We start from the raw sequence: 22,321 nt of genomic DNA on the forward strand, positions 1-22,321 counted from the left end.
GTATCTAAATGCTACACGTCATCTCTCGCCATACCATTGATCACGATATTATTGTAACTAACCATACCGACTATCTTGTTATCACGAACTACTGGCGCACGACTGATACCAAAGCGTTCAAACAGGCGAGCGCAATACTTTACGTTCATCTCAGCAGACACGCTTAGCGCTGGCTTGGTCATGATCTCATAAACATTGGTTCGCTTTGGAGATCGGTTCTTAGCCAGTACTTTCTTGGCAATGTCATTCATCAATACGATACCGTATTCGTCATCTTCGTGGCGTTTATCGACAATGATTGCCTTCACTTTGTGCTTTTTAGCCATCTCTATCGCTTCTAACACCGTGGTTAGCCCATCGATAATCACATACGTATTGGCCATGACATCGCCTACTCGGATCTTTTCACTGGTACTCATAGCTCATCCTCCACAACCTTTGTTAACGTCTCGACTTGATGCGCAACCCCGACTGCGTCTTCGATATCGATCTGCACCGCTATACCTTGTCCTGACTCCTGGTCAAACTCGCCGACTTCGCCAATAGTTTCAAGAATATGCCTAGCTAAGTGTTCCTCAACCACAAACAGCAACACATCTTTTTGCACCTCTAACGTTAAGCCGAAGAAGGTGGTTTTTTGGTTTAAGCCTTGCCCTCTGGCGTTATTAATCACCGTTGCTCCAGTCGCGCCCGCATCACGCGCGGCATCGAGCACAGTGTCGGTCTTGCTCTCTTCTACAAACGCTAGGATAAGTTTAAAGCGCATCTTTGCTCTCCTTAGAGGTATGTAAACGGTTTAACCATTGTGTTATTTGGGCATAGCCCATCACTGAAATGATGGGAAATAAGCTGGCAAAGGCGATCAATCCAAAGCCATCAATGACAGGATTTCTTCCTGGTACGGTTGAAGCAAGTCCAAGCCCGAGCGCCGTCACTAAAGGGACTGTCACCGTTGATGTAGTGACGCCACCCGAATCGTAGGCTAATGGGATAATGAGTTTTGGGGCGTAAAAGGTTTGAATGACCACGACGACATAACCAAAAATGATGTAGTAATGGATCGGGTCACCCGCAACGATACGGTAGCTGCCCAGAGAGATACCGATAGCAACGCCCAATGCCACGGCGATCCTCAGCCCATTGACGCTGATACTGCCACCGGAAACTTGGTTCGCCTTAATCGCTACAGCTATCAAAGAAGGCTCGGCTATCGTGGTGCTGAAACCAATACAAAACGCAAACAGGTAAACCCAGTAATAATCAAACCAAACCAAAGCAAGACCAGAACTGATCTTAAACTCAGTCAAAAAGCTTGGCTCGGTGAGTTGCATTGCCATCGTCTCCCCTAGAGGGAATAACGCGAGCTCCAATCCCATCAAAAAGAGTGATAAGCCAAGAATGACGTAGAAGAAACCGATCAGCACTTTGGCTAGGTTATTGACTGGCTTTCGTAATACCGCCAACTGAAAACCGAAGATGATGATCGCAATCGGGATCACATCCATCACAGTGCCGAGAAAGGTGTCGATAAATTGTTGAACACTGATCATGTCACCACCATCCCGTACACCATGACAAACATCATCGGCAGCAACGAAGCAAACGCGATCAACCCAAAACCATCTATCATCGGATTACGCCCTTTAATTGCCGAGGCTAAACCCACCCCTAACGCAGTTACTAATGGGACGGTGATCGTCGATGTCGTTACTCCACCAGAGTCATACGCAATTCCAATGATGTTTTCCGGAGCAAATGCAGTGAGCACGACCACTCCAATATATCCACCGATGATCATGTACTGGATTGGCCAACCTTTTAAGATTCTCAGCACACCGAGTAAAATAGCGATACCGACTGACAGTGCCACAGTAAAGCGCAGGCCATTGGCATACTGCTCCATTTCATCTAACGTATTGGGGATTACACCTCCCTCAGCTGCCACTTCTGCGGCTTCGGCAGCGACTGCGGTTAACGCTGGCTCGGCTATGGTGGTACCAAAACCCAAACAAAAAGCGAAGATCAATAACCAGAACACACTCCCCTTTCTGGCAAATGCTTGAGCCATCGATTCGCCAATTGGAAACAACCCCATTTCAAGGCCAAAGATAAAGAAAGTGAGTCCAAAAACGACGAGCACTAAGCCAGTCAGAATAGATAAAAGATGAGGAAGTGGCTCTTGTAAGACAGCAAGCTGGAAGAAAGCGATTACCGCCACGATTGGCAATAGATCCCTCAGGCTACCTAACATGGATCGAAACAAAGCAAGCACCGCCGTCATCGCAATTCCTTGTCGCTGATTATGAATTAATAATAATCATGGCAAATCCTTATCATTGCTTATGTGACAAATATTACGCAGTTGGTAACATATCCGAGTAAAGTGCATAAGTGTGATGACGGTACACATCCTGACTTGATGAATTTAATTTCACTCCTTTGTAAATTGAAAAAGGCGTAATTTGGGCATCACACGATTGAAACCTTATGATCGTTATAGTGATTTTTTCGTATTGATTGGCGACTAAAAACAAGCCATGTCTATAATTATGTTTAATAGGGAGATTGGTATGAAGATATTGTTAACGGGTGGTACTGGATTTATTGGCTCTGAATTGGTCAAGAGTTGGAACACTGACGACGTGACATTGCTGACGCGGAGTCCTGAAAATGCGAAGCAAAACCTAAATCACCTCAACCAGAACAACCTTCATTACATTCAATCCCTTGATGAGCTCAGTGATCTCAATGACTTTGATGTGGTGGTCAACCTCGCGGGTGAACCGATTGCCGATAAGCGTTGGAGTACAGAGCAAAAAGAGAGGATCTGTAACAGTCGCTGGCACATCACTGAAAAGCTGGTCGAATTAATTCATGCCAGTAACAACCCGCCACACGCTTTTATTAGCGGTTCAGCCGTCGGCTACTATGGCGATCAACAGCAGCACCCATTTGACGAGTCACTGCAAGTAGAAGATGAAAGCTTTCCTCATAAAGTCTGTGCCCACTGGGAAGAGATAGCCAAGAGAGCACAATCAGAAAGCACACGCGTGATACTACTGCGAACAGGGGTTGTACTTGGCGAGAATGGCGGCGCACTCAAGAAGATGCTATTGCCTTATAAACTCGGCGTCGGTGGTCCAATAGGTTCAGGTGAGCAGTACATGCCATGGATTCACATTCTCGATATGGTGAGAGCCATCAATCACTTGTTGTCACTCCCCCACGCTCAAGGGGAATTCAATATGTGTGCCCCTCACCCTGTGACCAACAAACTGTTCAGCAGCACGTTAGCGAAACAATTAGGCCGACCGCATTTCTTATTCACGCCGAAATGGGCAATGTCGATTCTCATGGGGGAATCATCTTGTTTGCTATTTGACAGCATTCGCTCCAAGCCGAAGAAACTCACTGAGATGGGATTCATCTTTAGTTACTCAAGAATCGAGCCAGCACTAAAAAACTTGTTACAACATCAAGACTAATTCTTTACCCTAGAGCGATAGAGACTCTAATAAAGGATTAAGTGTGAACAAGTCGATTCTGATTACCGGTTGCTCAACAGGTATTGGCTATACATGTGCTCATGCACTTCAAAAGCGTGGTTTTCATGTCATTGCATCTTGTCGTGATCCACAAGATGTTCAACGCCTTCAAGATGAAGGCCTCACCTGTATTCAATTAGATCTTTCCAACCAAGAAAGTATTGAGCATGGCGCCAAGCTTGCTATTGATCTCGCACCTAATGGATTGTATGGATTATTCAATAACGGTGCTTACGGTCAAGCAGGGGCACTAGAAGACTTACCGACCCAAGGACTCAGAGAACAATTCGAAACCAACTTCTTTGGTTGGCATCATCTCGTCTGTCAGATCCTTCCGCACATGCGCGAGCGTGGCGAAGGTCGAATCGTACAAAACAGTTCCGTATTAGGTTTTGCAGCCATGAAGTATCGTGGTGCTTATAATGCTTCTAAATTCGCGATTGAGGGTTGGACAGATACCTTACGATTAGAACTGCATGGCAGCGGTATACAGATCTCATTACTGCAACCAGGGCCAATTGAGACTCAATTTAGAACCAATGCCTTGAAAGCGTTCAATAAATGGATCAACATTTCTGGCAGCGCCCACCAAGACGCTTACCAACAACAAAAAGATCGACTCGAAAAAGAATCATCGAATAACGCTTTTGTCCTGCCTCCAGAAAGTTGTATTGAGCCGGTATTCCATGCTCTCACCGCCGACAAACCCAAGCTAAGATACCGAGTTACGACCCCGACTAAAGTGTTCGCGGTATTGAAAAGGATTCTACCGAGTCGCTTGCTAGACCCTATTTTGAGAAAAGCTGCATAAATTACTAACTTTGAATGCAGAGTCGCAAACTTTAATGTAACGATGTAATTTTTCCGTAACAATAAGATGTCATGATTATCCTATCCCATCAGTTATTCCCAATTGATGGTTCTACTCTGGAAATCTCATGACTTTAAACCGCCTTAATTGGGTAGGTGTGGGTCTGGCAATTACGCTGTTTATACTGTTTTGAGTATCTCACGCAACGCCTCACTGACTACCTCGATGATAACGCTATGCCTTCCATGTTGAGATAACAACTCTATCAACATCGAAGCATAGCGTTTTTCTATTTTTGGTTCTTTTTATCCGAGATAACCGAGTTAGATCTTGAAGTTACCGACTAACCCCCCCATATTTGCAACGTATCCACAAAACAAACCTCAAGGAACGTAAATGCAATCTCCGCATATTGTTGAACTTAATGAGCAGAACTTTCGTCAAGTATTAGAAGGTTCGATGCAGACCCCTGTACTCATCCATTTTGGGGCACCAATGAGCCAAGAGAGCGCCCAAGTCATTCCTGAACTGCAAACTTTAACTCAGCAATACAACGGTGCCTTCACCTTAGCCCTGCTCAATTGCGAACAAGAGCAAGCTATTGCTAGCCAGTTTGGTGTTCAAGCACTGCCCACTATTGCACTGTTTGTTAATGGTCAGCCAGTCGATGGGCTCGGTGGCCCTCAAAGCATAGAAGCTATTGTCGATATGCTCAGCAAACACCTTCCTAGCCAAGATGAACTTGCTTTGCGTCAGGCTCTTGAGCAAATGCAAGCTGGCGAGCACACACAGGCACTAGCAGCAATGCAGCAACTTCCAGCAGAGCTGACGAATAAAGGTGAAGTAAAACTGGCGATCGCAGAGTGTTTGTTAGAAACGCAACAATTTGACCTTGCTGAAACTCAGCTAGCAACTATCCCTCTTGAGTACCAAGACAACTACTACAAAGGCTTAGTTGCAAAGCTTAAACTTCATAAACAAGCAGCAGACAGCCCTGAAATACAAGCATTAGAAGCAGCTCTTCAGCAAAATCCGAGCGACGCTAAAACAGCATCTGAATTAGCATTGCAATATCACCAAGTGAACCGCAGTGAAGAAGCTATGGATCTATTATGGTCTTTCCTAGCCAAAGATCTTAATGCTCTCGATGGTGACATGAAGAAAGAGTTCATGGACATCTTGAGTGCGCTTGGACAAGGTAACCCAGTTGCCAGTAAGTACCGTCGACAACTGTACTCTCTGCTTTACTAGTTAAACCTAAAAAGCCGTAGATTAAACATCGAAAATTGACAATTCAATCAATTAGTTTATCGCATAATAGAATGTAAAATGGGCCATAAAATCAATATTTTATGGCCCATTTCTCGTTTATAAATTTGCTCAGAATTTAAATATGAGCCAGTATCAATACTGAACTATCAAAAACTCAAACTTGCAAAGGATTTTGTATGCCTATTGATACCTTGATTACTATCGGCGTCTTTACTGCCGTCGCACTGTTATTTATCTTCGCTGGCGTAAAAACCGTTCCACAAGGCAACAACTGGACCGTTGAACGCTTCGGGCGATACACACACACCCTTAAACCGGGTCTTAACTTAATCATTCCATTTATTGATAAAGTTGGACAGCGCATCAGCATGATGGAGCGTGTTCTCGACATCCCAGCACAAGAAGTCATCTCCAAAGATAATGCTAATGTCATGATTGATGCTGTCTGCTTCGTACAAGTTATCGATGCACCGAAAGCGGCTTATGAAGTCAATGACCTTGAGCATGCGATCCGTAATTTAACCCTCACCAATATCCGTACTGTACTTGGCTCTATGGAGCTGGATGAAATGCTTAGCCAGCGTGACATGATCAATACCAAGCTGCTAAATATCGTGGATGAAGCAACCAACCCATGGGGCGTAAAAGTTACTCGCATCGAGATCAAAGATGTACAGCCACCAGCCGATCTGACCGCTGCGATGAATGCCCAGATGAAAGCCGAGCGTAATAAACGTGCTGATATCTTAGAAGCAGAAGGTGTACGACAAGCTGAGATCTTGAAAGCAGAAGGCCACAAGCAATCAGAGATCCTGAAAGCAGAAGGTGAGAAGCAAGCGGCAATATTGCAAGCAGAAGCCCGTGAGCGTGCCGCAGAAGCAGAAGCTAAAGCGACAGAAATGGTATCAACGGCAATTGCTCAAGGTGACATGCAAGCGGTCAATTACTTCATTGCACAAGGCTACACCGACGCACTGAAATCAATTGGTCAAGCAGAAAACGGCAAGATCATCATGCTACCACTCGAAGCAACTGGCCTTATGGGTTCTGTAGCGGGTATCGCGGAGATGTTTGCACATAAGAATGACAAAGGTAGTAAGGACTAACTTATGGTCGAATTACTAGAACAAGTAAACCACTGGCATTGGTTAGCGTTTGGTCTAGCATTGTTAGCGCTTGAGCTAATTGGAACCGCTGGTTACTTTTTATGGATAGGCATATCTGCCATGCTGGTCGGTGCCCTATTAGGAGCATTACCAATTGGTTGGCAGATGCAATGGCTGTCCTTTGCTAGCTTCTCTCTTATTACCACTTGGTTGTGGTGGAGAAGACAACTCTCGAATGACAAGCAATCGGATGCAGGGCGAGAGTTAAACCAAAGAGAAAAGCAATTGGTAGGTCAAACCGTTATTTTAAGTGAAGACGTAAAGAAAGGTAGCTGTCGAATTAAGTTCGGTGACTCTTCTTGGTCAGCAAAGGCCAGTCAAGATATTCCATCTGGAACCGAAATTAAGATTGTCGCTTTAGACGGAATCGTTCTAATAATAGAACCTTTATAAACAAGAGCTATATGAAGCCTGCATTTTCAATAAATGCAGGCTTTTTCTATTTTTGAACCTTAATAATATTCGAATTATCATTGCGATAGATTGAATTGAAAAAAAAATAAGTTCTTATTTCGTAAAGCTAAAAAGTTTGATTGAGCTAAAAAGGTATAAGAAAGCCAGATTTCTTACCCAATATATATATGAATAGTTAACCTTACTCTCGCTTATTTATAATTATTAAAAATGTTAAGTCCGTCCAATTTTTGAAATTTTCTTTTCCTTGTCCATACTTTCAATTATCTCAATTAGAGATAAACCTAATGGAGTTTGTATGAGACATTTTTTAATAATTCTAACGGCTATTTTCAGCTTGTCATTTGGAAGCGCTCTAGCGAGCAGTCAGTCTCCTGGTAACGGAAACATGGGGCCTATCGTTAAGTGTTCAGATGGTAACGCAGTCACTCATGTACCACTGTTGATCTGTAAACATTACGGCGGAAAGGTGCTGTGATAGGTGCTGTGATAGGTGATTAAAGTCAGGCTAGTAATGAAATTGCTGCCTGACGATTATTTAGAACTGGAATAACCTAACTGCGGCCAGATAGATTATTCAAGATAGGACATTCCGTTGAAGTATCTCCAGGGCAGTCATGTACCCAAGATTGTAGCTGCACCTTCATCTTGTTTAACTCCGCAAGCTTCAACTCTATTTCATCTAACTTCTGAGTAGCCTTCTTCTTTACTTCGTAGCTTTGTCTGTTGGGATTCATTGCCAACTCAACCAGTGACTTACACTCATCGAGAGTGAAACCAACCATTTTAGCTCTCAAAACGAACTCTAACTGTTCGATATGAATCTCGCCATATTGCCTGTAACCATTTTCTGATCGGTGCGGTGGGCTCATCATGCCTTTACTTTCGTAAAAACGAATGGATTTCGCTGTTGTACCAACACGCTTCGCTACTTCACCAATATTCACAATCTTACCTGTAAGCCTAAAATGAAAAACCGCAGTACTGCTGTTATACAATACTGCGGTTGAAAAACATAGCTAGAGACTTACGTTAGAAGCCTACTCTTGCTCTAATAGCCAAATCATAGTTTGAGATTTTTCTTCGCTGTTTAGCTTATTGAACCAATATGAAACCATTTCGATTTCTTTTGAGCCTTCTAGTGATGTTGGGGTAGCGTTTTTACGATTCTTGAATGCCCAATCAGTCACAGCAGCTTGCTCTTCTTTTGTCGCTTGACCATACCAGTAATTAACCATCTCTTGAGCTTGAGACGCTTTTGGTTCTTCAGCAACTACAGCCGCAACAGGTACCGCAACCGGAGCAACAGCGATAGCCGTATGATTACTTGCACCGTTATAAATTGTGTCGATATACGCTTTCGGCACAATGAAAGTTGTACTCATCACTGAGTTTTGTCCATCAAGTGTAAATTCTAAATTCTTTTTTCTTGCTTGCTGGATGTCAGCTTCGCTCAATGGAAATTTAATATACTGAGTCTTTGTGCAGTGTTCGCTGCAGCTCTCTCTTGGAAGTTGTCTCTCTTCAAGGTCTATCGTCTTACCAAAAAAGCTAACGGTTTCGTATTCTTTATAGCTCTGGAAATAGCTTACATCCATGGTAATGGAAGATTCTGGAGCCGAATTCTGCGTTATTTCTTTGTTGTATGTAAAGTAGAGTGACGATTTCAGGATGTCTGCCCCGACATTCGCTTTACTTTCCGCTACATAAGATTGCCCAGTCACTTGAATGTAGCCACCTTTTGGCTGTACATCTGCAACTGAGTCTACAAAATTACTTTGTGAATCGAGTGAACTACAAGCTCCCAAAAATAATGATAATACGACTACACTAACTTTATTCATTATGACTAATTCCTTATGTTCACTATGGAAAAACGCTGGCAAACAAAATTTACCAGCGTTTTGATTTTTATCTAACTGTTTAAGCTAAAGATTCTAGCTTAGAAACCGTATTCAAGACCAACGCGAGTTACGATATCTGTATCAGCGTCACCAACAGTACGACCCGCTACACGTAGGTAAGGTACGAAACCGTTATGAACAGCCATTAACTGACCAGAAATAGTGTTGCTGTCTGAGTTAGCTTCTTTCTTACCGTTAAGTTCAGATTCTAAGTTCGCTGCGTAACCCAGTTTAAAGCCGATTGGACCGTTCCAGTATTGACCAATAATTGAGTAAGAATCTTGTGTTTGCTTACGGATGCCGTTATCTAGCTCTTCGCCTTTATATGCTGCAGCGAAACCGAAACCTGCTGGTAGGCTAGCTTCGAAACCAACAATGTATGCGAATGTATCATCATCGTAACCAGCTACTTCAGGAGCCTGTTCTGGGTTACCGTTTTCATCAAAAGACCAATCACCACCAGACGCGGCAACGACACGAGTACCAGATTCAACCGCACCCATTAATGTTACTTTCTCGAAGCTGTACTTAGCACTTGCGCCAACAAAGTTTGCGTCACGAGTTGCTGCACCACCACCGTTGTCGTTATCGTCACGACCAACAGAAGCTGCAAAAGAGAAACCGCCAAATTTAGCTGAATCGTAACGAACTTGGTTAGATTGACGATCGTAGTGACCGTTGATGCCGCCCCAATCGAATACAGAACCTAGACCAGGGTTAGAGAATGGCCAGTCGACGATTTCGTATAGTGGAGTAAGAACACGACCCACACGCAGGTTACCCCAAGAGCCAGAAGCACCAACGAACGTATCACGGAAACCAAGCACACCGCCTGAAACGCCGCCATGACCCCAGTCTGTGCTATCTACGTAGCCAGATTCAATCTGCATTGTGATTAATACGTCATCAAACATCTCTTTATGAGCACGGAAGCCGATACGAGATTCATTCTCTACAGCGTAACCAGTACTAGAGTCGTTGTTGTCAGTTGTGTTGTAGTTAACTAGAGAGATAGCTGCAACACCGTATACGTCAACGTTGAAATCAGAGTTGATACCAACTTCTTTCGCCATTACGCCTGTCGATAAAAGTGCAACGGATGCACCTAGTAGAGTACGTTTGAAAATTTTGTTTTCCATGGAATAAAACTCCTAAAAATGGATATAGCTGTTTGAATATTCCCCGCCTAAAGTTGGCCGCCGTAGAGAGAAATACCTTTTCTTGTTTGAGAACCCTAAACTCTGAATTCTCTATTTCCTTTCTGGTTATACACATCATGTGCATCCATGGCATTAAGACTAACTTCGCCCTCAAAAAGATCAATGAGAACTTAATTTTCATCTAAAAAAATATGAGTTGGTGCAAATTTAATAGGTACTTAGTGATCCAGATCGATAAATAGAAAAATCCTCACCAAAACAAAATCAATACCAATAAATTCAACAACTTGAGGTAATTATCACTTTGTAAAAATAGATATGACTCGCATTTTTGATACAACTACAATGGTATTTCATTAATGTTGAGCAGCGTCACTGTCCTGATTTTAGAGTTCGTATAGGAACAAAATTCTCAACAATTAAAAAGCCCTCATTTTTATATCAGAAACAAAAAAGGCACTCCCTTGAAAGGAGTGCCTTTGAGCTTTTTTTATCTGTATTTACTTACGAAATAAGGGCTATTAGATCTTCTTCTGTTCTTATTTCGATACCTAAATCTTGTGCTTTAGTTAATTTAGAACCCGCAGCTTCACCGGCAAACAAGATGTCCGTTTTCTTCGATACGCTACCCGTCACTTTCGCACCTAATGCTTGTAACGCAGCTTTAGCTTCACTTCGACCTAATTGCGACAATGAGCCTGTTAACACAACGACTTTACCTTCTAATGGTAGCTCTTGGTCATCGGCAGCTTCTTCGATGATTGGCCAATTCACACCTAGCTCTATCAGCTGATCGACGACCGCTCTGTTTTTCTCTTGTGAGAAGAAGCTGGTGATATGGCTAGCAACGATGTCACCAATATCTGACACTTCAACTAATTGTTCATGAGTAGCTGCTTGAACTAGTTCCAACGTCTTAAAGTGTTGCGCTAAGTTCATCGCTGTCGCCTCACCGACTTCACGAATACCGAGTGAATAGAGGAAACGCGCTAACGTCGTGTCTTTAGCTTTATTCAACGCACTCACGACGTTCTGTGCCGATTTAGGCCCCATTCGGTCAAGAACAGTAATCACGCCAGCACTTAGCTTAAATAAATCAGCAGGTGTTTCGACCATTTCACGGTCCACAAGCTGCTCAATAACTTTCACGCCCAGTCCATCAACGTCTAGCGCCTTTCTAGAAACAAAGTGTTTAAGTGCTTCTTTACGCTGCGCCTGACAGACTAAACCGCCAGTACAACGCGCTACAGCTTCACCTTCTACACGCTCAACCGCAGAACTACATACTGGGCAAGCATCAGGGAAAACAATGTCTCTAGCCGTTTCAGGGCGACGATCTAGTACAACAGCCACTATTTGTGGAATAACGTCACCTGCACGGCGAATAATAACGCTGTCGCCTACCTTCACGCCTAAACGCGCAATCTCATCGGCATTGTGTAAAGTGGCATTGCTGACCGTCACGCCACCAACGAAGATAGGTTCAAGTTTAGCAACCGGCGTAATAGCGCCAGTACGGCCCACCTGAAATTCAACGTCATTGAGCAGTGTAATCTCTTCTTGAGCTGGGAACTTATAAGCAATTGCCCAACGTGGCGCTCGTGCAACAAAGCCAAGTACTTCTTGAGCCGCGATATCGTCGACTTTGATAACAACGCCATCAATCTCGTAAGCCAGAGCATCACGACGAGTCATAATATCTTGGTAATAGGCTTTCACGTCTTCGAGAGAGCTCAGTTGCTTAGTCTCGGGGCACATAGGTAAGCCCCAACCTTTAAGCTGTAAAAAGCGTTGGTAGTGACTATTTGATAGCTCAGCGCCTTGTACAACACCGACACTGTATGCGTAGAAAGCTAGCGGACGTTTCGCAGTAATACGAGAATCAAGCTGACGCAGGCTACCTGCGGCGGCATTACGTGGGTTAACAAATACTTTCTCGCCTTTCTTCAACGCCATCTCATTCAACTTATCGAAACCCGCTTTTGGCATAAACACTTCGCCACGAACTTCAATACGCTGCGGCCAGCCTTCACCTTGTAACTTAAGTGGGATAGAGCTGATCGTACGCACGTTTTCAGTGATGTTTTCACCCGTCGCACCGTCACCACGTGTCGCAGCCTGAACTAAAGTACTATTCACATAGAGTAGGCTAACGGCAAGGCCATCAAGCTTAGGTTCACAACAGAAAGTCTTGAGGTTAGCGGTTGGCGCTCTATCAGACATTCGCTTATTGAACGCATCCAAATCTTCATCAGAGAAAGCATTGTCCAGAGAAAGCATTGGGATCTCATGAGTCACTTGAGTGAAACCATCGAGAGGCTGACCACCAACACGTTGGCTCGGAGAATCTACCGTCACTAGTTCCGGGTTCTCTTCTTCGATCTTTAGCAATTGCTGCATTAATCGATCGTACTCGACATCAGGGATCTCAGGGCTATCTTCTACGTAATAACGAACGGCGTGATAATGCAGAGTTTCTCTTAACTGCTCTAAGGTAACTTGAATCGATTCTTTCATATCATTCTCTATCGTGATTGAAATATCAAAAAGGGCTCCCTTAGGAGCCCTTTTCTATAAATATAGATTATTTACAAGGCTAAACAATACGGCTAGGTATTCGATGCCGTCATAAAGTCTCTGATTTGCTTGCGGTAGTCAGATAAACGGTTTGGTGTCATTAAGTTGCGTGACTCATCCAACACGTTTCCGCCCATATCGTCGGCAATTTTCTGCGCCGCACTCAGCATCACATTGAAGTTTTGATCAGCTTGACCATAACAAGGCAACGTCATAAAGAACGAAATACCTTTAGTCGTGAAGTCAGCAGGATCATCATGTTCTAGCGTTCCTGGCTGCATCATGTTTGCAACGCTGAAAATAACCTTTGGTGTATCTGTAGATTGTGCAAAGCAGTGGTAGATAGACATCTCACCATAAGTTAAACCGTTGTTCTCCATGCTGCGGAAAAGTTCAGTACCAACGAATGGGATCTCTCCAGCACAGTGAACATTAAGAACGATCACTTCTAAACCAAGTTCTTCATCTGGTTTTGCTTCTTCAACAGTCGCACTTTGCGGAGTCACGACTTCTTTCGCAACAACTGGCTCTCTTTGAGTAAGCGTTTCGTTTGGAACGACTGGCTCATCAACTGGCTCAGAAGGTTCTTCAAACGAACCGTACTGCACTTTAAAGCCGGCATGGTTTTCTTTTTGCTCGTCAGTCAACTCAAAGCTTGGAACTTCAGGCTCAACGTCCTTCTCTTCCTCAATCACTTCAGGTTCACTTTCAACCTTAATTGGGTCTTCTACGCTGAAAGAAGGAAGATCATTTAATTCGATATCATCTTCGTAAGCTTCTTTCGCTTGTGGCGCTGTTAGCGGATCTGAGTCGATCAGCGGATCAGTATCAGAGGGTGAAACAGCAAAATCCGGCTCTTTACGTTCTTTTCGGATTATCTCAAAATCATCTTCTGGGGCGAATGAACGGTTTGGAATAGTTTCTGCTTCATCTAAGCTGTCGTTATCAAGCTTACCGAGCGGCTTATCTCCAAACTTTGCTTTCCCTTCTTTTTTACTCGTCCATAGACCATGGAACAATAATGCGGCGATAGCTAATGCGCCAACAATAATGAGTACAAATCGCAATTCCTGCATTTTTCGCTCTCAGCTTTCTTAGTCAACTAGCTATAAACACGCTGTCACTAAGTTGGGTTAATTTGGCTAATCTCACTACTCTATCAAAAGTAGCCACTGTTTTAGAACAACTTAATACAATTAGTTCCTTACATGGTGTGATTTTCACCACGCTTTTTTTCTTAATTTCGGTCGAGTACACTAGACATGTTTGCTATTTAACCAAATTCACATGTGACCTAATTTAAATATGACTATTGAATCTGTTCCCCGCTCCGGCTTTGGCTATTTTATTTTCGGAATAAAAATCGCTTTATCACCGAGCATTCGTAAGTTTGTACTAATGCCACTTATCGCGAACGTGTTACTCGTTGGTGGTGCCTTGTTTTATATCTTCTCCAACCTAAACACTTGGATTGAAGGTTGGATTGGTGCATTGCCAAGTTTCTTGTCGTGGTTGTCATACATTTTATGGCCATTACTTGTGTTAACCGTCTTGGCCACATTCTCGTATTTCTTTAGCACGCTCGCTAACTTCATTGCCGCACCGTTCAACGGTTTACTCGCGGAAAAAGTTGAAGAGTTGTTGAGCGGTAAAAAAGTTAATGACGATGGTTTACTTGATGTCCTCAAAGATACCCCACGTATATTAGCGAGAGAATGGCGCAAGCTTGTCTACATTCTGCCAAAAGCGATCGGTTTATTCCTACTTTTGTTAATTCCAGCACTAGGGCAAACCGTTGCTCCGTTTTTATGGTTCATTTTCACAGCATGGATGTTAGCGATTCAATACGCCGACTACCCGTTCGATAACCATAAAATCAAATTTGATGACATGAGAAACAATTTGAAACAAAAACAAGGTAAGAGCTACAGCTTTGGCGCGCTTGTTTCTGTGTTCACTACTATTCCAATTTTAAACCTGATTGTGATGCCCGTTGCCGTTTGTGGCGCGACGGCAATGTGGGTTGCTGAGTTTAAAGACCAAGCTCTGCGTTCTCGTCTATAATTCTCGTCTATTACCCCGCCTATACTTCCTAGTTTCGCCTATCTTTTTGAAGTTCTGATTTCAATAAAGATAGGCGTGAATTCTGCTACATATCTATATGATATAACTTTTTAATCCTTTTACCTTTTTTTCAACTTGTTTAATCTAAATTCAAGCTGAATAAACATCGTAAGACACTAGACGGTAAAGTGATTGATATACTACGTTTAGTTCTGTCATTAAATGAAGGAATATCGCATGAGCAAGATCTACGAAGACAACACCCTAACGATTGGTAACACACCTCTAGTCCGCCTTAACAAAGTAAGCAAAGGTAACGTCCTAGCTAAGATCGAAGCTCGTAACCCAAGCTTCAGTGTTAAATGTCGTATCGGTTCAAACATGATCTGGGAAGCAGAAAAAGCAGGTACGCTTAAGCCAGGTATCGAGCTTGTTGAACCTACCAGTGGTAACACAGGTGTTGCACTTGCATTCGTAGCAGCAGCACGCGGTTACAAACTAACGCTAACTATGCCTGAATCAATGAGCCTAGAACGTCGTAAGCTGCTTAAAGCGCTTGGCGCAAACCTTGTGCTAACTGAAGCACCAAAAGGCATGAACGGCGCGATTGCTAAAGCAGAAGAGATTGTTGCTTCAGACCCAGACAAATACCTACTACTTCAACAGTTCAACAACCCTGCTAACCCACAGATTCACGAGCAGACGACTGGTCCTGAAATTTGGGAAGCAACAGACGGCGAAATCGATGTGTTTGTCGCGGGTGTTGGTACGGGCGGTACTATCACAGGTACAAGTCGTTACATTAAAGGTGAAAAAGGCAAAGCGATCACTTCAGTAGCGGTTGAACCAGCAGAGTCTCCAGTGATTGCACAGGCACTTGCAGGTGAAGAAATCAAACCAGCTCCACACAAAATTCAAGGTATCGGTGCAGGTTTCATCCCTGGAAACCTAGATTTAGAGATTATTGACCGTGTTGAATCGGTAACTTCTGAAGAAGCGATCGAGATGGCTCAACGCCTAATGAAAGAAGAAGGTATTCTTGCTGGTATCTCATCTGGCGCGGCAGTAGTAGCAGCGAACAGAATCGCCGAACTACCTGAATTTGCAGGAAAAACTATCGTTACTGTACTACCAAGCTCTGGTGAGCGTTACCTAAGCACAGCCCTATTTGCTGGCATCTTTACGGAAAAAGAGAACCAACAATAATATGTGGTCAAATCAATTTTTCGTCCAAAAAAGCCCCGTTTAGGGGCTTTTTTGTTGATCCCTGCCCCACCTTTGGTAATATCGGGTCTGTTTTATTTTTCGCTTCAAAATAAAAGAAGCAATAAACAAATTCTGAAAGTCATGAGTACTCAGCAAAAGACGACCATGGCTGGATAAAAATTTATAACCAGTCTAAGTTCTAACACGAACATGGCGTACTAGCCTCTAGCGCATTTGGGCTAAAGCAGTTAAGCTAATCTGGTTACAAACTTACAAAAAATAAATTAATTGGGGTATATAAAATGTACGAGAAGCAAGTAGAAATCACAGCAGAAAACGGTCTTCACACTCGTCCAGCTGCACAGTTCGTTAAAGAAGCAAAATCTTTCGACGCTGACATCACAGTGACTTCTAACGGCAAAAGCGCTAGCGCGAAAAGCCTGTTCAAACTACAAACTTTAGGCCTAGTAAAAGGTACTAACGTTACTATTTCAGCTGAAGGTCCTCAAGCTCAGCAAGCAGTAGACCACCTAGTTGCTCTTATGGATCAACTACACTAATACGGTCTCCTTCTTTCAAAGCCATTTTGCATAGCAAAGTGGCTTTGTTCGAAATAGATAGGAATAAGCGCGACATTAGTCGACGACTTAAAGTCACACACTCTCCCGTTTACAGTTGAACAACTAAGGTAAGGCTATGATTTCAGGCATCCTAGCATCTCCTGGTATTGCTTTCGGTAAAGCACTACTACTTCAAGAAGATGAAATTGTCCTAAACACTCAATCTATCTCTGACGACCAAGTTGAAGCAGAAGTACAGCGTTTCTTTGACGCTCGTAACAAATCTTCTCAACAACTTGAAGTTGTTAAGCAAAAAGCACTTGAAACTTTTGGCGAAGAAAAAGAAGCAATCTTTGAAGGCCACATCATGCTGCTTGAAGATGAAGAGCTAGAAGAAGAGATTTTAGCACTCATCAAGAAAGACAAGATGCACGCAGACAACGCGATCCACACTGTGATCGAAGAGCAAGCTGTTGCACTAGAGTCTCTTGATGATGAGTACCTAAAAGAACGTGCAACTGATATCCGTGATATCGGTACTCGTTTCGTTAAAAATGCTCTAGGCATCAACATTGTATCTCTAGCAGATATCAATGAAGAAGTTATCCTAGTAGCTTACGACCTAACGCCATCTGAAACTGCACAAATCAACCTAGACTACGTTCTTGGTTTCGCTTGTGACATCGGCGGTCGTACATCTCATACTTCAATCATGGCACGTTCTCTTGAGCTTCCAGCTATCGTTGGTACTAACGATATCACTAAGCAAGTTAAGAACGGCGACATGCTTGTGCTAGACGCGATGAACAACAAGATCATCATCAACCCTTCTGAAGCTGAACTAGCAGAAGCTAAGAAAATCAAAGCAGATTTCGAAGCAGAAGCGGCTGAACTAGCAAAACTAAAAGATTTACACGCTGAAACTCTAGACGGTCACCGTGTAGAAGTTTGTGGCAACATCGGTACAGTAAAAGACTGTGACGGTATCCTGCGTAACGGCGGTGAAGGCGTTGGTCTGTACCGTACTGAATTCCTATTTATGGACCGTGACGCGCTTCCTACTGAAGAAGAGCAATACGTTGCTTACAAAGAAGTAGCAGAAGCAATGGAAGGCGAGTCAGTGATTATCCGTACTATGGATATCGGTGGCGACAAAGACCTACCATACATGGACCTTCCACAAGAGATGAACCCGTTCCTAGGCTGGCGTGCAGTACGTATCAGCTTGGATCGTCGTGAAATCCTACGTGACCAACTACGTGGCATCTTACGTGCATCTGCACACGGTAAACTACGTATCATGTTCCCAATGATCATTTCTGTTGAAGAGATCCGTGAACTGAAAAAAGCAATCGAAGAGTACAAAGTTGAACTTCGCGCTGAAGGCCTAGCTTTCGATGAAGAAATCGAAATCGGCGTAATGGTTGAGACTCCAGCAGCTGCTGCAATCGCACACCACCTAGCGAAAGAAGTATCTTTCTTCTCTATCGGTACTAACGACCTAACGCAATACACTCTTGCGGTAGACCGTGGTAACGAAATGATTTCTCACCTATACAACCCACTATCTCCTGCTGTTCTTACAGTAATCAAGCAAGTGATCGACGCATCACACGCTGAAGGTAAGTGGACTGGTATGTGTGGTGAGCTTGCTGGTGATGAGCGTGCAACGCTACTTCTTCTTGGTATGGGTCTAGATGAGTTCTCTATGAGCGGTATCTCTATCCCTAAAGTTAAGAAAGTAATCCGTAACTCTAACTTCGCTGAAGTTAAAGCTATGGCTGACGAAGCACTATCTCTACCAACAGCTGCTGAAATTGAAGCTTGCGTAGAAAAGTTCATCGCTGAGAAAACTCAGTAATCGCCAATCGCTTAATAACGTTAGACGGCTAAAAATAGTCGTCTAATTTGTTAGATTGGTATAGTATATTCTACAGAATAAAACTAAACGTTAGGAGCATGACACAATGGGTCTGTTTGACAAACTGAAAAAGCTTGTATCTGATGACAGCGCTGATGCTGGTGCAATCGAAATCATCGCACCTCTTTCTGGTGAAATCGTAAACATCGAAGATGTGCCAGATGTAGTTTTCGCTGAAAAAATCGTTGGTGACGGCATCGCGATCAAACCAGCTGGCGACAAAATGGTAGCTCCAGTTAACGGTACTATCGGTAAGATCTTCGAAACTAACCACGCATTCTCTATCGAGTCTGACGACGGTGTTGAGCTTTTCGTTCACTTCGGTATCGATACTGTTGAACTTAAAGGCGAAGGCTTCACTCGTGTAGCTGAAGAAGGTCAATCTGTTAAAGCTGGTGACACTATCATCACTTTCGACCTAGCGCTTCTAGAAGAGAAAGCAAAATCTACGCTTACTCCAGTTGTTATCTCTAACATGGACGAAATCAAAGAGCTGAACAAACTTTCTGGTTCTGTAACTGTTGGCGAAACTCCAGTTCTTAAAGTAACTAAGTAATCTCGATTACTTAACTGCTTTAATTAAAACGCTACCTAAGGGTGGCGTTTTTTGTGCCTGCTATATAGTTCTAATGCCAGATTACCAGCCGCTTTGGCCTTATACCTAACAACTACAAATCCCCTTCTTCTTTGGGCCTCTCACGAACAGAGATCCCTGACATCTCGCTCGGTTCGATTCTGGGATGACGATTAAACACTATGGTTTAAGCCTGAGTGATTGTTACTCAAACCGACCTCTTCTATACAGTTAGCTATAGAGTCACCAATACCCAACTCCCGTCATTCCCTACAGTGAGGCACGAACGTGATAGGGAATCTCGCTTTCCAATCAACTACCAACACCACAACTCCCCTCTCTTCTCCAAATTTCAGGCAATAAAAAACCCAGCCGAAGCTGGGTCTGTTTAGCGCTCATCTCTCACCACGAGCTAATTTGTGGAAGCCTAACGTCAACACTATCGGTCAACGTGGCTTTTCAATCGATTAACCTAGTAGGCTAAGTGCCGAGTTCGGTGCTTGCTTCGCTTGAGCAAGAATCGAGCTTGAAGCTTGAGAAAGGATCTGAGACTTAGTCATCTGAGTCGTTTCTTTCGCGAAGTCGGTATCTTTAATACGGCTCTTAGATGCGTTAACGTTCTCGTTAATGTTGTCTAAGTTGCTGATAGCGTGGTCGAAACGGTTTTGGAAAGCACCTAGCTCAGCACGGTGACTGTCTACATACTTAAGGGCCGCATCGATTACTGCTACAGACTCTTGTGCGCCGCCAACAGATGTTACGTCGATAGTATCAACCGTTACGTCTTTAGCTGCTTGAATACCTAGCTCGCCCGCAAGACCGCCAGAGAAAGACACATCGCCGCTCACTTTGTTGTTGCCTGTGAACATTTGTAGCTTGCCGTCTTCAGTAACAGACGCTTTAACAGAATCTTGTTGACCGTTGATGTAAGTCGCTAGCTCTTCGATGTCATCACCCGCTTTTGCGCTGATGTCGATTTCTTGTGCTTGGCCGAAGTTGTCAGTGAACGACAGTTTTAGGTCGTTAGAGCCCGCTTGAACGTTCCAGTCTTTGTCTTTCGCGTTCTCAGTTTGGTAGCTCTTACCACCCATCTGAGCGTTATCAGAGCGCATGTCTTTCAGTTGAAGCATTACAGCTTCACCGTTATCCGCACCGATTTGGAATGATTTAGTACCGTGAGTACCGTTAAGCAGCTTGTTACCACCAAAAGACGTCGTTTCCGCGATACGGTTCAGTTCGTCGTTCAGTGCTGTTACTTCTTCTTGAATCGCTACACGCTCAGATTTTGAGTTTGAGCCGTTTGAAGATTGTAGAGACAAATCACGCATACGTTGCAGGATGTTAGTCGTCTCGTTCATTGCACCTTCAGCAGTTTGTGCAATTGAGATGCCGTCGTTCGCGTTACGTACAGCAACATCAAGGCCACGACTTTGAACGTTCAAACGGTTCGAGATTTGTAGACCCGCAGCGTCATCTTTTGCGCTGTTGATTTTTGAGCCAGAAGCTAGACGCTCCATTGATGTTTGTTGTGCGCTGTTTGCATTGTTTAGGTAACGTTGCGCTGTCATCGCTGAAACGTTTGTATTTACATTCACTGCCATGGTGACTTCTCCAATTGATTTTCCGGTATAGCGGTTTCCGACGTCTCGGAAAACCAAGTAGTTATCTCTAAGTTACTTTTAATAACGGCGTGATTGGCGAAACCTTTAGGAAAAAAACAACAAATTTAAAGAAATAGCGGTAAAACAGAAGAAAGCGTGACTGGTCGTAAAATTATCGAAAAAAGATGAGAAAATCGCTAAAGTTGCCGGGAAGTCAGTCGAGTGAGAAATTGTATTTTTATTCGCCAAAAAGCACCGGCCAAGCTGAAATGCTTTTATAAGATTGTAGGTAATTCATTAACCTAATAACGTTAAAGCTAGATTCGGCGCTTGCTTGGCTTGAGCGAGTATCGTTGTGCTCACTTGCTGCAGTATTTGTTGCTTGAGCATTTGAGTGGTTTCTTTGGCGTAGTCGGTATCTTTGATTCGACTGTTTGATGTCGCCAAATTCTCATGAACGTTTTCAAGATTGTTAATGGCATGATCAAAGCGGTTTTGCATTGCCCCTAATTCAGAGCGATGGCTATCGACATACTTCATCGCCGTATCCAAAATAGAGACGGCGCGCTGAGCACCACCCACATCCGTTACATTGATGTCATTAACTGACTCGTAATAGCCCGCTGACATCGAAAGCTCACTGGCTAATGAACCTGAAAAAGAGATGGTACCCGCGGTATCTTCACCTGACATATAAATCTGAAGTTGTCCGTCATCATTAACAGAAGCCGATAAGAGATCCGTTTGACCATTAATGTAAGTCGCCAACTCTTCGATATCATCGCCCGCTTTCGCATTAATGGTGATCTCTTGAGGCTGACCAAAACGATCCGTAAACGACATCGTCATATCATTCTGGTTTGATTTCACTTCCCATGAATCACTGGCCATGCCATTAGCAACGTAGCTAAAGCCGCCCATGTTGATGTCATCAGTACGCATGCTTTTCAAACCAATCTGCACAGCTTCGCCCGAACTGCCGCCGATTTGAAACGAGGTGTGCCCAAAACTGCCGTTAAGGAGTTTTTTACCACCGAATGAAGTGGTTTCGGCAATTCGATTCAGCTCGTCATTTAACGCGGTGACTTCTTCTTGAATAGCGATTCGTTCCGATGAACTATTCGAGCCGTTACTCGCTTGTAGGGATAAGTCTCGCATGCGCTGCATGATATTAGTGGTTTCATTCATCGCCCCTTCTGCAGTCTGCATAATGGAGATACCGTCGTTAGCATTTCGAACAGCAACATCAATGCCACTCATCTGTGCTTCTAATCGATTTGAGATCTGTAAGCCAGCCGCATCGTCTTTTGCACTATTAATACGGCTCCCTGAAGCTAAGCGCTCCAAAGATTGGTTCAGCATGTTATTAGCGTTAGAGAGGTTTCTCTGAGCCACTAACGCCGAGACATTCGTATTGACAGTTATAGCCATAGACCTTCGCTTACAAAAAGAGGAATAAAACTCACGATTGCTCTTATATCGACCAATTCATATAAAGCTTTAATAAAAAAGGAGCCCTGAGGCTCCCTTTGTTTATTCTTTTTGA

At 43.6% G+C, this 22,321-nt stretch carries 22 protein-coding genes; 11 read left to right on the forward strand and 11 right to left on the reverse strand.

What is annotated here, in order from left to right; all coding sequences use genetic code 11:
• Nucleotides 1-11 precede the first annotated feature (11 nt).
• The 4 genes from AB4185_RS17125 to AB4185_RS17140 are packed head-to-tail and all read right to left on the reverse strand — an operon-like array spanning nt 12 to nt 2,281.
• Nucleotides 12-419 (reverse strand): CBS domain-containing protein, encoded by a 408-nt coding sequence (locus tag AB4185_RS17125; RefSeq protein WP_017062206.1) that lies wholly within the window; start codon nt 417-419, stop codon nt 12-14.
• Nucleotides 416-766: a P-II family nitrogen regulator gene (locus AB4185_RS17130; protein ID WP_017062207.1), complete on the reverse strand. Its 351-nt coding sequence runs from the start codon at nt 764-766 to the stop codon at nt 416-418. The genes AB4185_RS17125 and AB4185_RS17130 overlap by 4 nt, the downstream gene beginning before the upstream one ends.
• Nucleotides 756-1,550: a DUF1538 domain-containing protein gene (locus AB4185_RS17135; protein WP_017066002.1), complete on the reverse strand. Its 795-nt coding sequence runs from the start codon at nt 1,548-1,550 to the stop codon at nt 756-758. Before AB4185_RS17135 ends, AB4185_RS17130 begins: the two co-directional genes overlap by 11 nt.
• Entirely contained in the window at nt 1,547-2,281 is a 735-nt protein-coding gene (locus AB4185_RS17140; protein ID WP_017072437.1) for a DUF1538 domain-containing protein, read from the reverse strand. The genes AB4185_RS17135 and AB4185_RS17140 overlap by 4 nt, the downstream gene beginning before the upstream one ends.
• Before the next feature lie 289 nt (nt 2,282-2,570).
• On the opposite strand from AB4185_RS17140, the gene AB4185_RS17145 reads away from it, so the two are divergent.
• The 6 genes from AB4185_RS17145 to AB4185_RS17170 all read left to right on the forward strand — a co-directional run bounded on the left by AB4185_RS17145 (nt 2,571) and on the right by AB4185_RS17170 (nt 7,686).
• Nucleotides 2,571-3,485: a TIGR01777 family oxidoreductase gene (locus AB4185_RS17145; RefSeq protein ID WP_102332547.1), complete on the forward strand. Its 915-nt coding sequence runs from the start codon at nt 2,571-2,573 to the stop codon at nt 3,483-3,485.
• A 43-nt stretch (nt 3,486-3,528) separates the two neighbouring features.
• Nucleotides 3,529-4,356 carry an SDR family oxidoreductase gene (locus AB4185_RS17150; RefSeq protein ID WP_017061923.1) on the forward strand — a complete coding sequence of 276 codons (828 nt, stop codon included), beginning with the start codon at nt 3,529-3,531 and terminating at the stop codon, nt 4,354-4,356.
• Between the two features lie 396 nt (nt 4,357-4,752).
• The gene (locus tag AB4185_RS17155; RefSeq protein WP_102332548.1) at nt 4,753-5,607 is read left to right on the forward strand and encodes a co-chaperone YbbN; all 855 of its coding nucleotides are present in this window, start codon (nt 4,753-4,755) and stop codon (nt 5,605-5,607) included.
• Between the two features lie 197 nt (nt 5,608-5,804).
• Nucleotides 5,805-6,734, forward strand: a complete 930-nt coding sequence (locus AB4185_RS17160) for an SPFH domain-containing protein (protein WP_102332549.1) — start codon at nt 5,805-5,807, stop codon at nt 6,732-6,734.
• A 3-nt stretch (nt 6,735-6,737) separates the two neighbouring features.
• Nucleotides 6,738-7,187, forward strand: coding sequence for an NfeD family protein (locus AB4185_RS17165; protein WP_017061926.1), 450 nt, complete (start codon nt 6,738-6,740; stop codon nt 7,185-7,187).
• A 319-nt stretch (nt 7,188-7,506) separates the two neighbouring features.
• Nucleotides 7,507-7,686 (forward strand): hypothetical protein, encoded by a 180-nt coding sequence (locus AB4185_RS17170; protein ID WP_017061927.1) that lies wholly within the window; start codon nt 7,507-7,509, stop codon nt 7,684-7,686.
• A gap of 76 nt (nt 7,687-7,762) precedes the next feature.
• On the opposite strand, the gene cueR is transcribed toward AB4185_RS17170, so the two are convergent.
• The 5 genes from cueR to zipA all read right to left on the reverse strand — a co-directional run bounded on the left by cueR (nt 7,763) and on the right by zipA (nt 13,925).
• On the reverse strand, nt 7,763-8,155 hold the full coding sequence (gene cueR / locus AB4185_RS17175; RefSeq protein ID WP_017061928.1) for a Cu(I)-responsive transcriptional regulator: 393 nt from the start codon (nt 8,153-8,155) through the stop codon (nt 7,763-7,765).
• Between the two features lie 93 nt (nt 8,156-8,248).
• Nucleotides 8,249-9,052, reverse strand: a complete 804-nt coding sequence (locus AB4185_RS17180) for a DUF2057 domain-containing protein (RefSeq protein ID WP_372135694.1) — start codon at nt 9,050-9,052, stop codon at nt 8,249-8,251.
• Nucleotides 9,053-9,150: 98 nt separating this feature from the next.
• Nucleotides 9,151-10,251, reverse strand: coding sequence for a porin (locus AB4185_RS17185; protein ID WP_017069000.1), 1,101 nt, complete (start codon nt 10,249-10,251; stop codon nt 9,151-9,153).
• A gap of 525 nt (nt 10,252-10,776) precedes the next feature.
• Nucleotides 10,777-12,789, reverse strand: a complete 2,013-nt coding sequence (gene ligA / locus AB4185_RS17190) for an NAD-dependent DNA ligase LigA (protein WP_372135695.1) — start codon at nt 12,787-12,789, stop codon at nt 10,777-10,779.
• Between the two features lie 92 nt (nt 12,790-12,881).
• A complete protein-coding gene (gene zipA / locus AB4185_RS17195; RefSeq protein WP_372135696.1) occupies nt 12,882-13,925 on the reverse strand; it encodes a cell division protein ZipA in 1,044 nt (347 codons plus the stop codon).
• Nucleotides 13,926-14,154: 229 nt separating this feature from the next.
• On the opposite strand from zipA, the gene cysZ reads away from it, so the two are divergent.
• From cysZ to crr, 5 genes are all read left to right on the forward strand, one after another.
• On the forward strand, nt 14,155-14,913 hold the full coding sequence (gene cysZ / locus AB4185_RS17200; protein ID WP_029235129.1) for a sulfate transporter CysZ: 759 nt from the start codon (nt 14,155-14,157) through the stop codon (nt 14,911-14,913).
• Between the two features lie 237 nt (nt 14,914-15,150).
• Nucleotides 15,151-16,119 (forward strand): cysteine synthase A, encoded by a 969-nt coding sequence (gene cysK, locus AB4185_RS17205; RefSeq protein ID WP_017061934.1) that lies wholly within the window; start codon nt 15,151-15,153, stop codon nt 16,117-16,119.
• Nucleotides 16,120-16,421: 302 nt separating this feature from the next.
• Nucleotides 16,422-16,679 (forward strand): HPr family phosphocarrier protein, encoded by a 258-nt coding sequence (locus AB4185_RS17210; protein ID WP_004734263.1) that lies wholly within the window; start codon nt 16,422-16,424, stop codon nt 16,677-16,679.
• 136 nt (nt 16,680-16,815) lie between these two features.
• On the forward strand, nt 16,816-18,540 hold the full coding sequence (ptsI, locus tag AB4185_RS17215; RefSeq protein WP_048660880.1) for a phosphoenolpyruvate-protein phosphotransferase PtsI: 1,725 nt from the start codon (nt 16,816-16,818) through the stop codon (nt 18,538-18,540).
• Between the two features lie 106 nt (nt 18,541-18,646).
• Nucleotides 18,647-19,156, forward strand: coding sequence for a PTS glucose transporter subunit IIA (gene crr / locus AB4185_RS17220; RefSeq protein WP_004737851.1), 510 nt, complete (start codon nt 18,647-18,649; stop codon nt 19,154-19,156).
• A gap of 485 nt (nt 19,157-19,641) precedes the next feature.
• Here crr and AB4185_RS17225 read toward each other — a convergent pair whose 3' ends face one another.
• Together AB4185_RS17225 and AB4185_RS17230 are read right to left on the reverse strand one after the other, a co-directional pair.
• A complete protein-coding gene (locus tag AB4185_RS17225; protein ID WP_102300543.1) occupies nt 19,642-20,775 on the reverse strand; it encodes a flagellin in 1,134 nt (377 codons plus the stop codon).
• 297 nt (nt 20,776-21,072) lie between these two features.
• A complete protein-coding gene (locus tag AB4185_RS17230; RefSeq protein ID WP_017063389.1) occupies nt 21,073-22,206 on the reverse strand; it encodes a flagellin in 1,134 nt (377 codons plus the stop codon).
• Nucleotides 22,207-22,321 lie beyond the last annotated feature (115 nt).

This window comes from Vibrio sp. 10N.286.48.F5 (assembly GCF_041469785.1).
GTDB classification, from domain to species: Bacteria; Pseudomonadota; Gammaproteobacteria; order Enterobacterales; family Vibrionaceae; genus Vibrio; species Vibrio crassostreae_C.

Bases quoted from the DNA above. Each gene is read 5' to 3' on its own strand.
- AB4185_RS17170 (WP_017061927.1), top strand. From the start codon at position 7,507: ATGAGACATTTTTTAATAATTCTAACGGCTATTTTCAGCTTGTCATTT.
- AB4185_RS17140 (WP_017072437.1), bottom strand. From the start codon at position 2,281: ATGACGGCGGTGCTTGCTTTGTTTCGATCCATGTTAGGTAGCCTGAGG.
- AB4185_RS17225 (WP_102300543.1), bottom strand. From the start codon at position 20,775: ATGGCAGTGAATGTAAATACAAACGTTTCAGCGATGACAGCGCAACGT.
- cysZ (WP_029235129.1), top strand. From the start codon at position 14,155: ATGACTATTGAATCTGTTCCCCGCTCCGGCTTTGGCTATTTTATTTTC.
- AB4185_RS17180 (WP_372135694.1), bottom strand. From the start codon at position 9,052: ATGAATAAAGTTAGTGTAGTCGTATTATCATTATTTTTGGGAGCTTGT.
- ligA (WP_372135695.1), bottom strand. From the start codon at position 12,789: ATGAAAGAATCGATTCAAGTTACCTTAGAGCAGTTAAGAGAAACTCTG.
- AB4185_RS17230 (WP_017063389.1), bottom strand. From the start codon at position 22,206: ATGGCTATAACTGTCAATACGAATGTCTCGGCGTTAGTGGCTCAGAGA.
- AB4185_RS17130 (WP_017062207.1), bottom strand. From the start codon at position 766: ATGCGCTTTAAACTTATCCTAGCGTTTGTAGAAGAGAGCAAGACCGAC.
- AB4185_RS17210 (WP_004734263.1), top strand. From the start codon at position 16,422: ATGTACGAGAAGCAAGTAGAAATCACAGCAGAAAACGGTCTTCACACT.
- AB4185_RS17185 (WP_017069000.1), bottom strand. From the start codon at position 10,251: ATGGAAAACAAAATTTTCAAACGTACTCTACTAGGTGCATCCGTTGCA.
- AB4185_RS17135 (WP_017066002.1), bottom strand. From the start codon at position 1,550: ATGATCAGTGTTCAACAATTTATCGACACCTTTCTCGGCACTGTGATG.
- ptsI (WP_048660880.1), top strand. From the start codon at position 16,816: ATGATTTCAGGCATCCTAGCATCTCCTGGTATTGCTTTCGGTAAAGCA.
- AB4185_RS17155 (WP_102332548.1), top strand. From the start codon at position 4,753: ATGCAATCTCCGCATATTGTTGAACTTAATGAGCAGAACTTTCGTCAA.
- AB4185_RS17160 (WP_102332549.1), top strand. From the start codon at position 5,805: ATGCCTATTGATACCTTGATTACTATCGGCGTCTTTACTGCCGTCGCA.
- crr (WP_004737851.1), top strand. From the start codon at position 18,647: ATGGGTCTGTTTGACAAACTGAAAAAGCTTGTATCTGATGACAGCGCT.
- AB4185_RS17165 (WP_017061926.1), top strand. From the start codon at position 6,738: ATGGTCGAATTACTAGAACAAGTAAACCACTGGCATTGGTTAGCGTTT.
- AB4185_RS17125 (WP_017062206.1), bottom strand. From the start codon at position 419: ATGAGTACCAGTGAAAAGATCCGAGTAGGCGATGTCATGGCCAATACG.
- zipA (WP_372135696.1), bottom strand. From the start codon at position 13,925: ATGCAGGAATTGCGATTTGTACTCATTATTGTTGGCGCATTAGCTATC.
- cysK (WP_017061934.1), top strand. From the start codon at position 15,151: ATGAGCAAGATCTACGAAGACAACACCCTAACGATTGGTAACACACCT.
- AB4185_RS17145 (WP_102332547.1), top strand. From the start codon at position 2,571: ATGAAGATATTGTTAACGGGTGGTACTGGATTTATTGGCTCTGAATTG.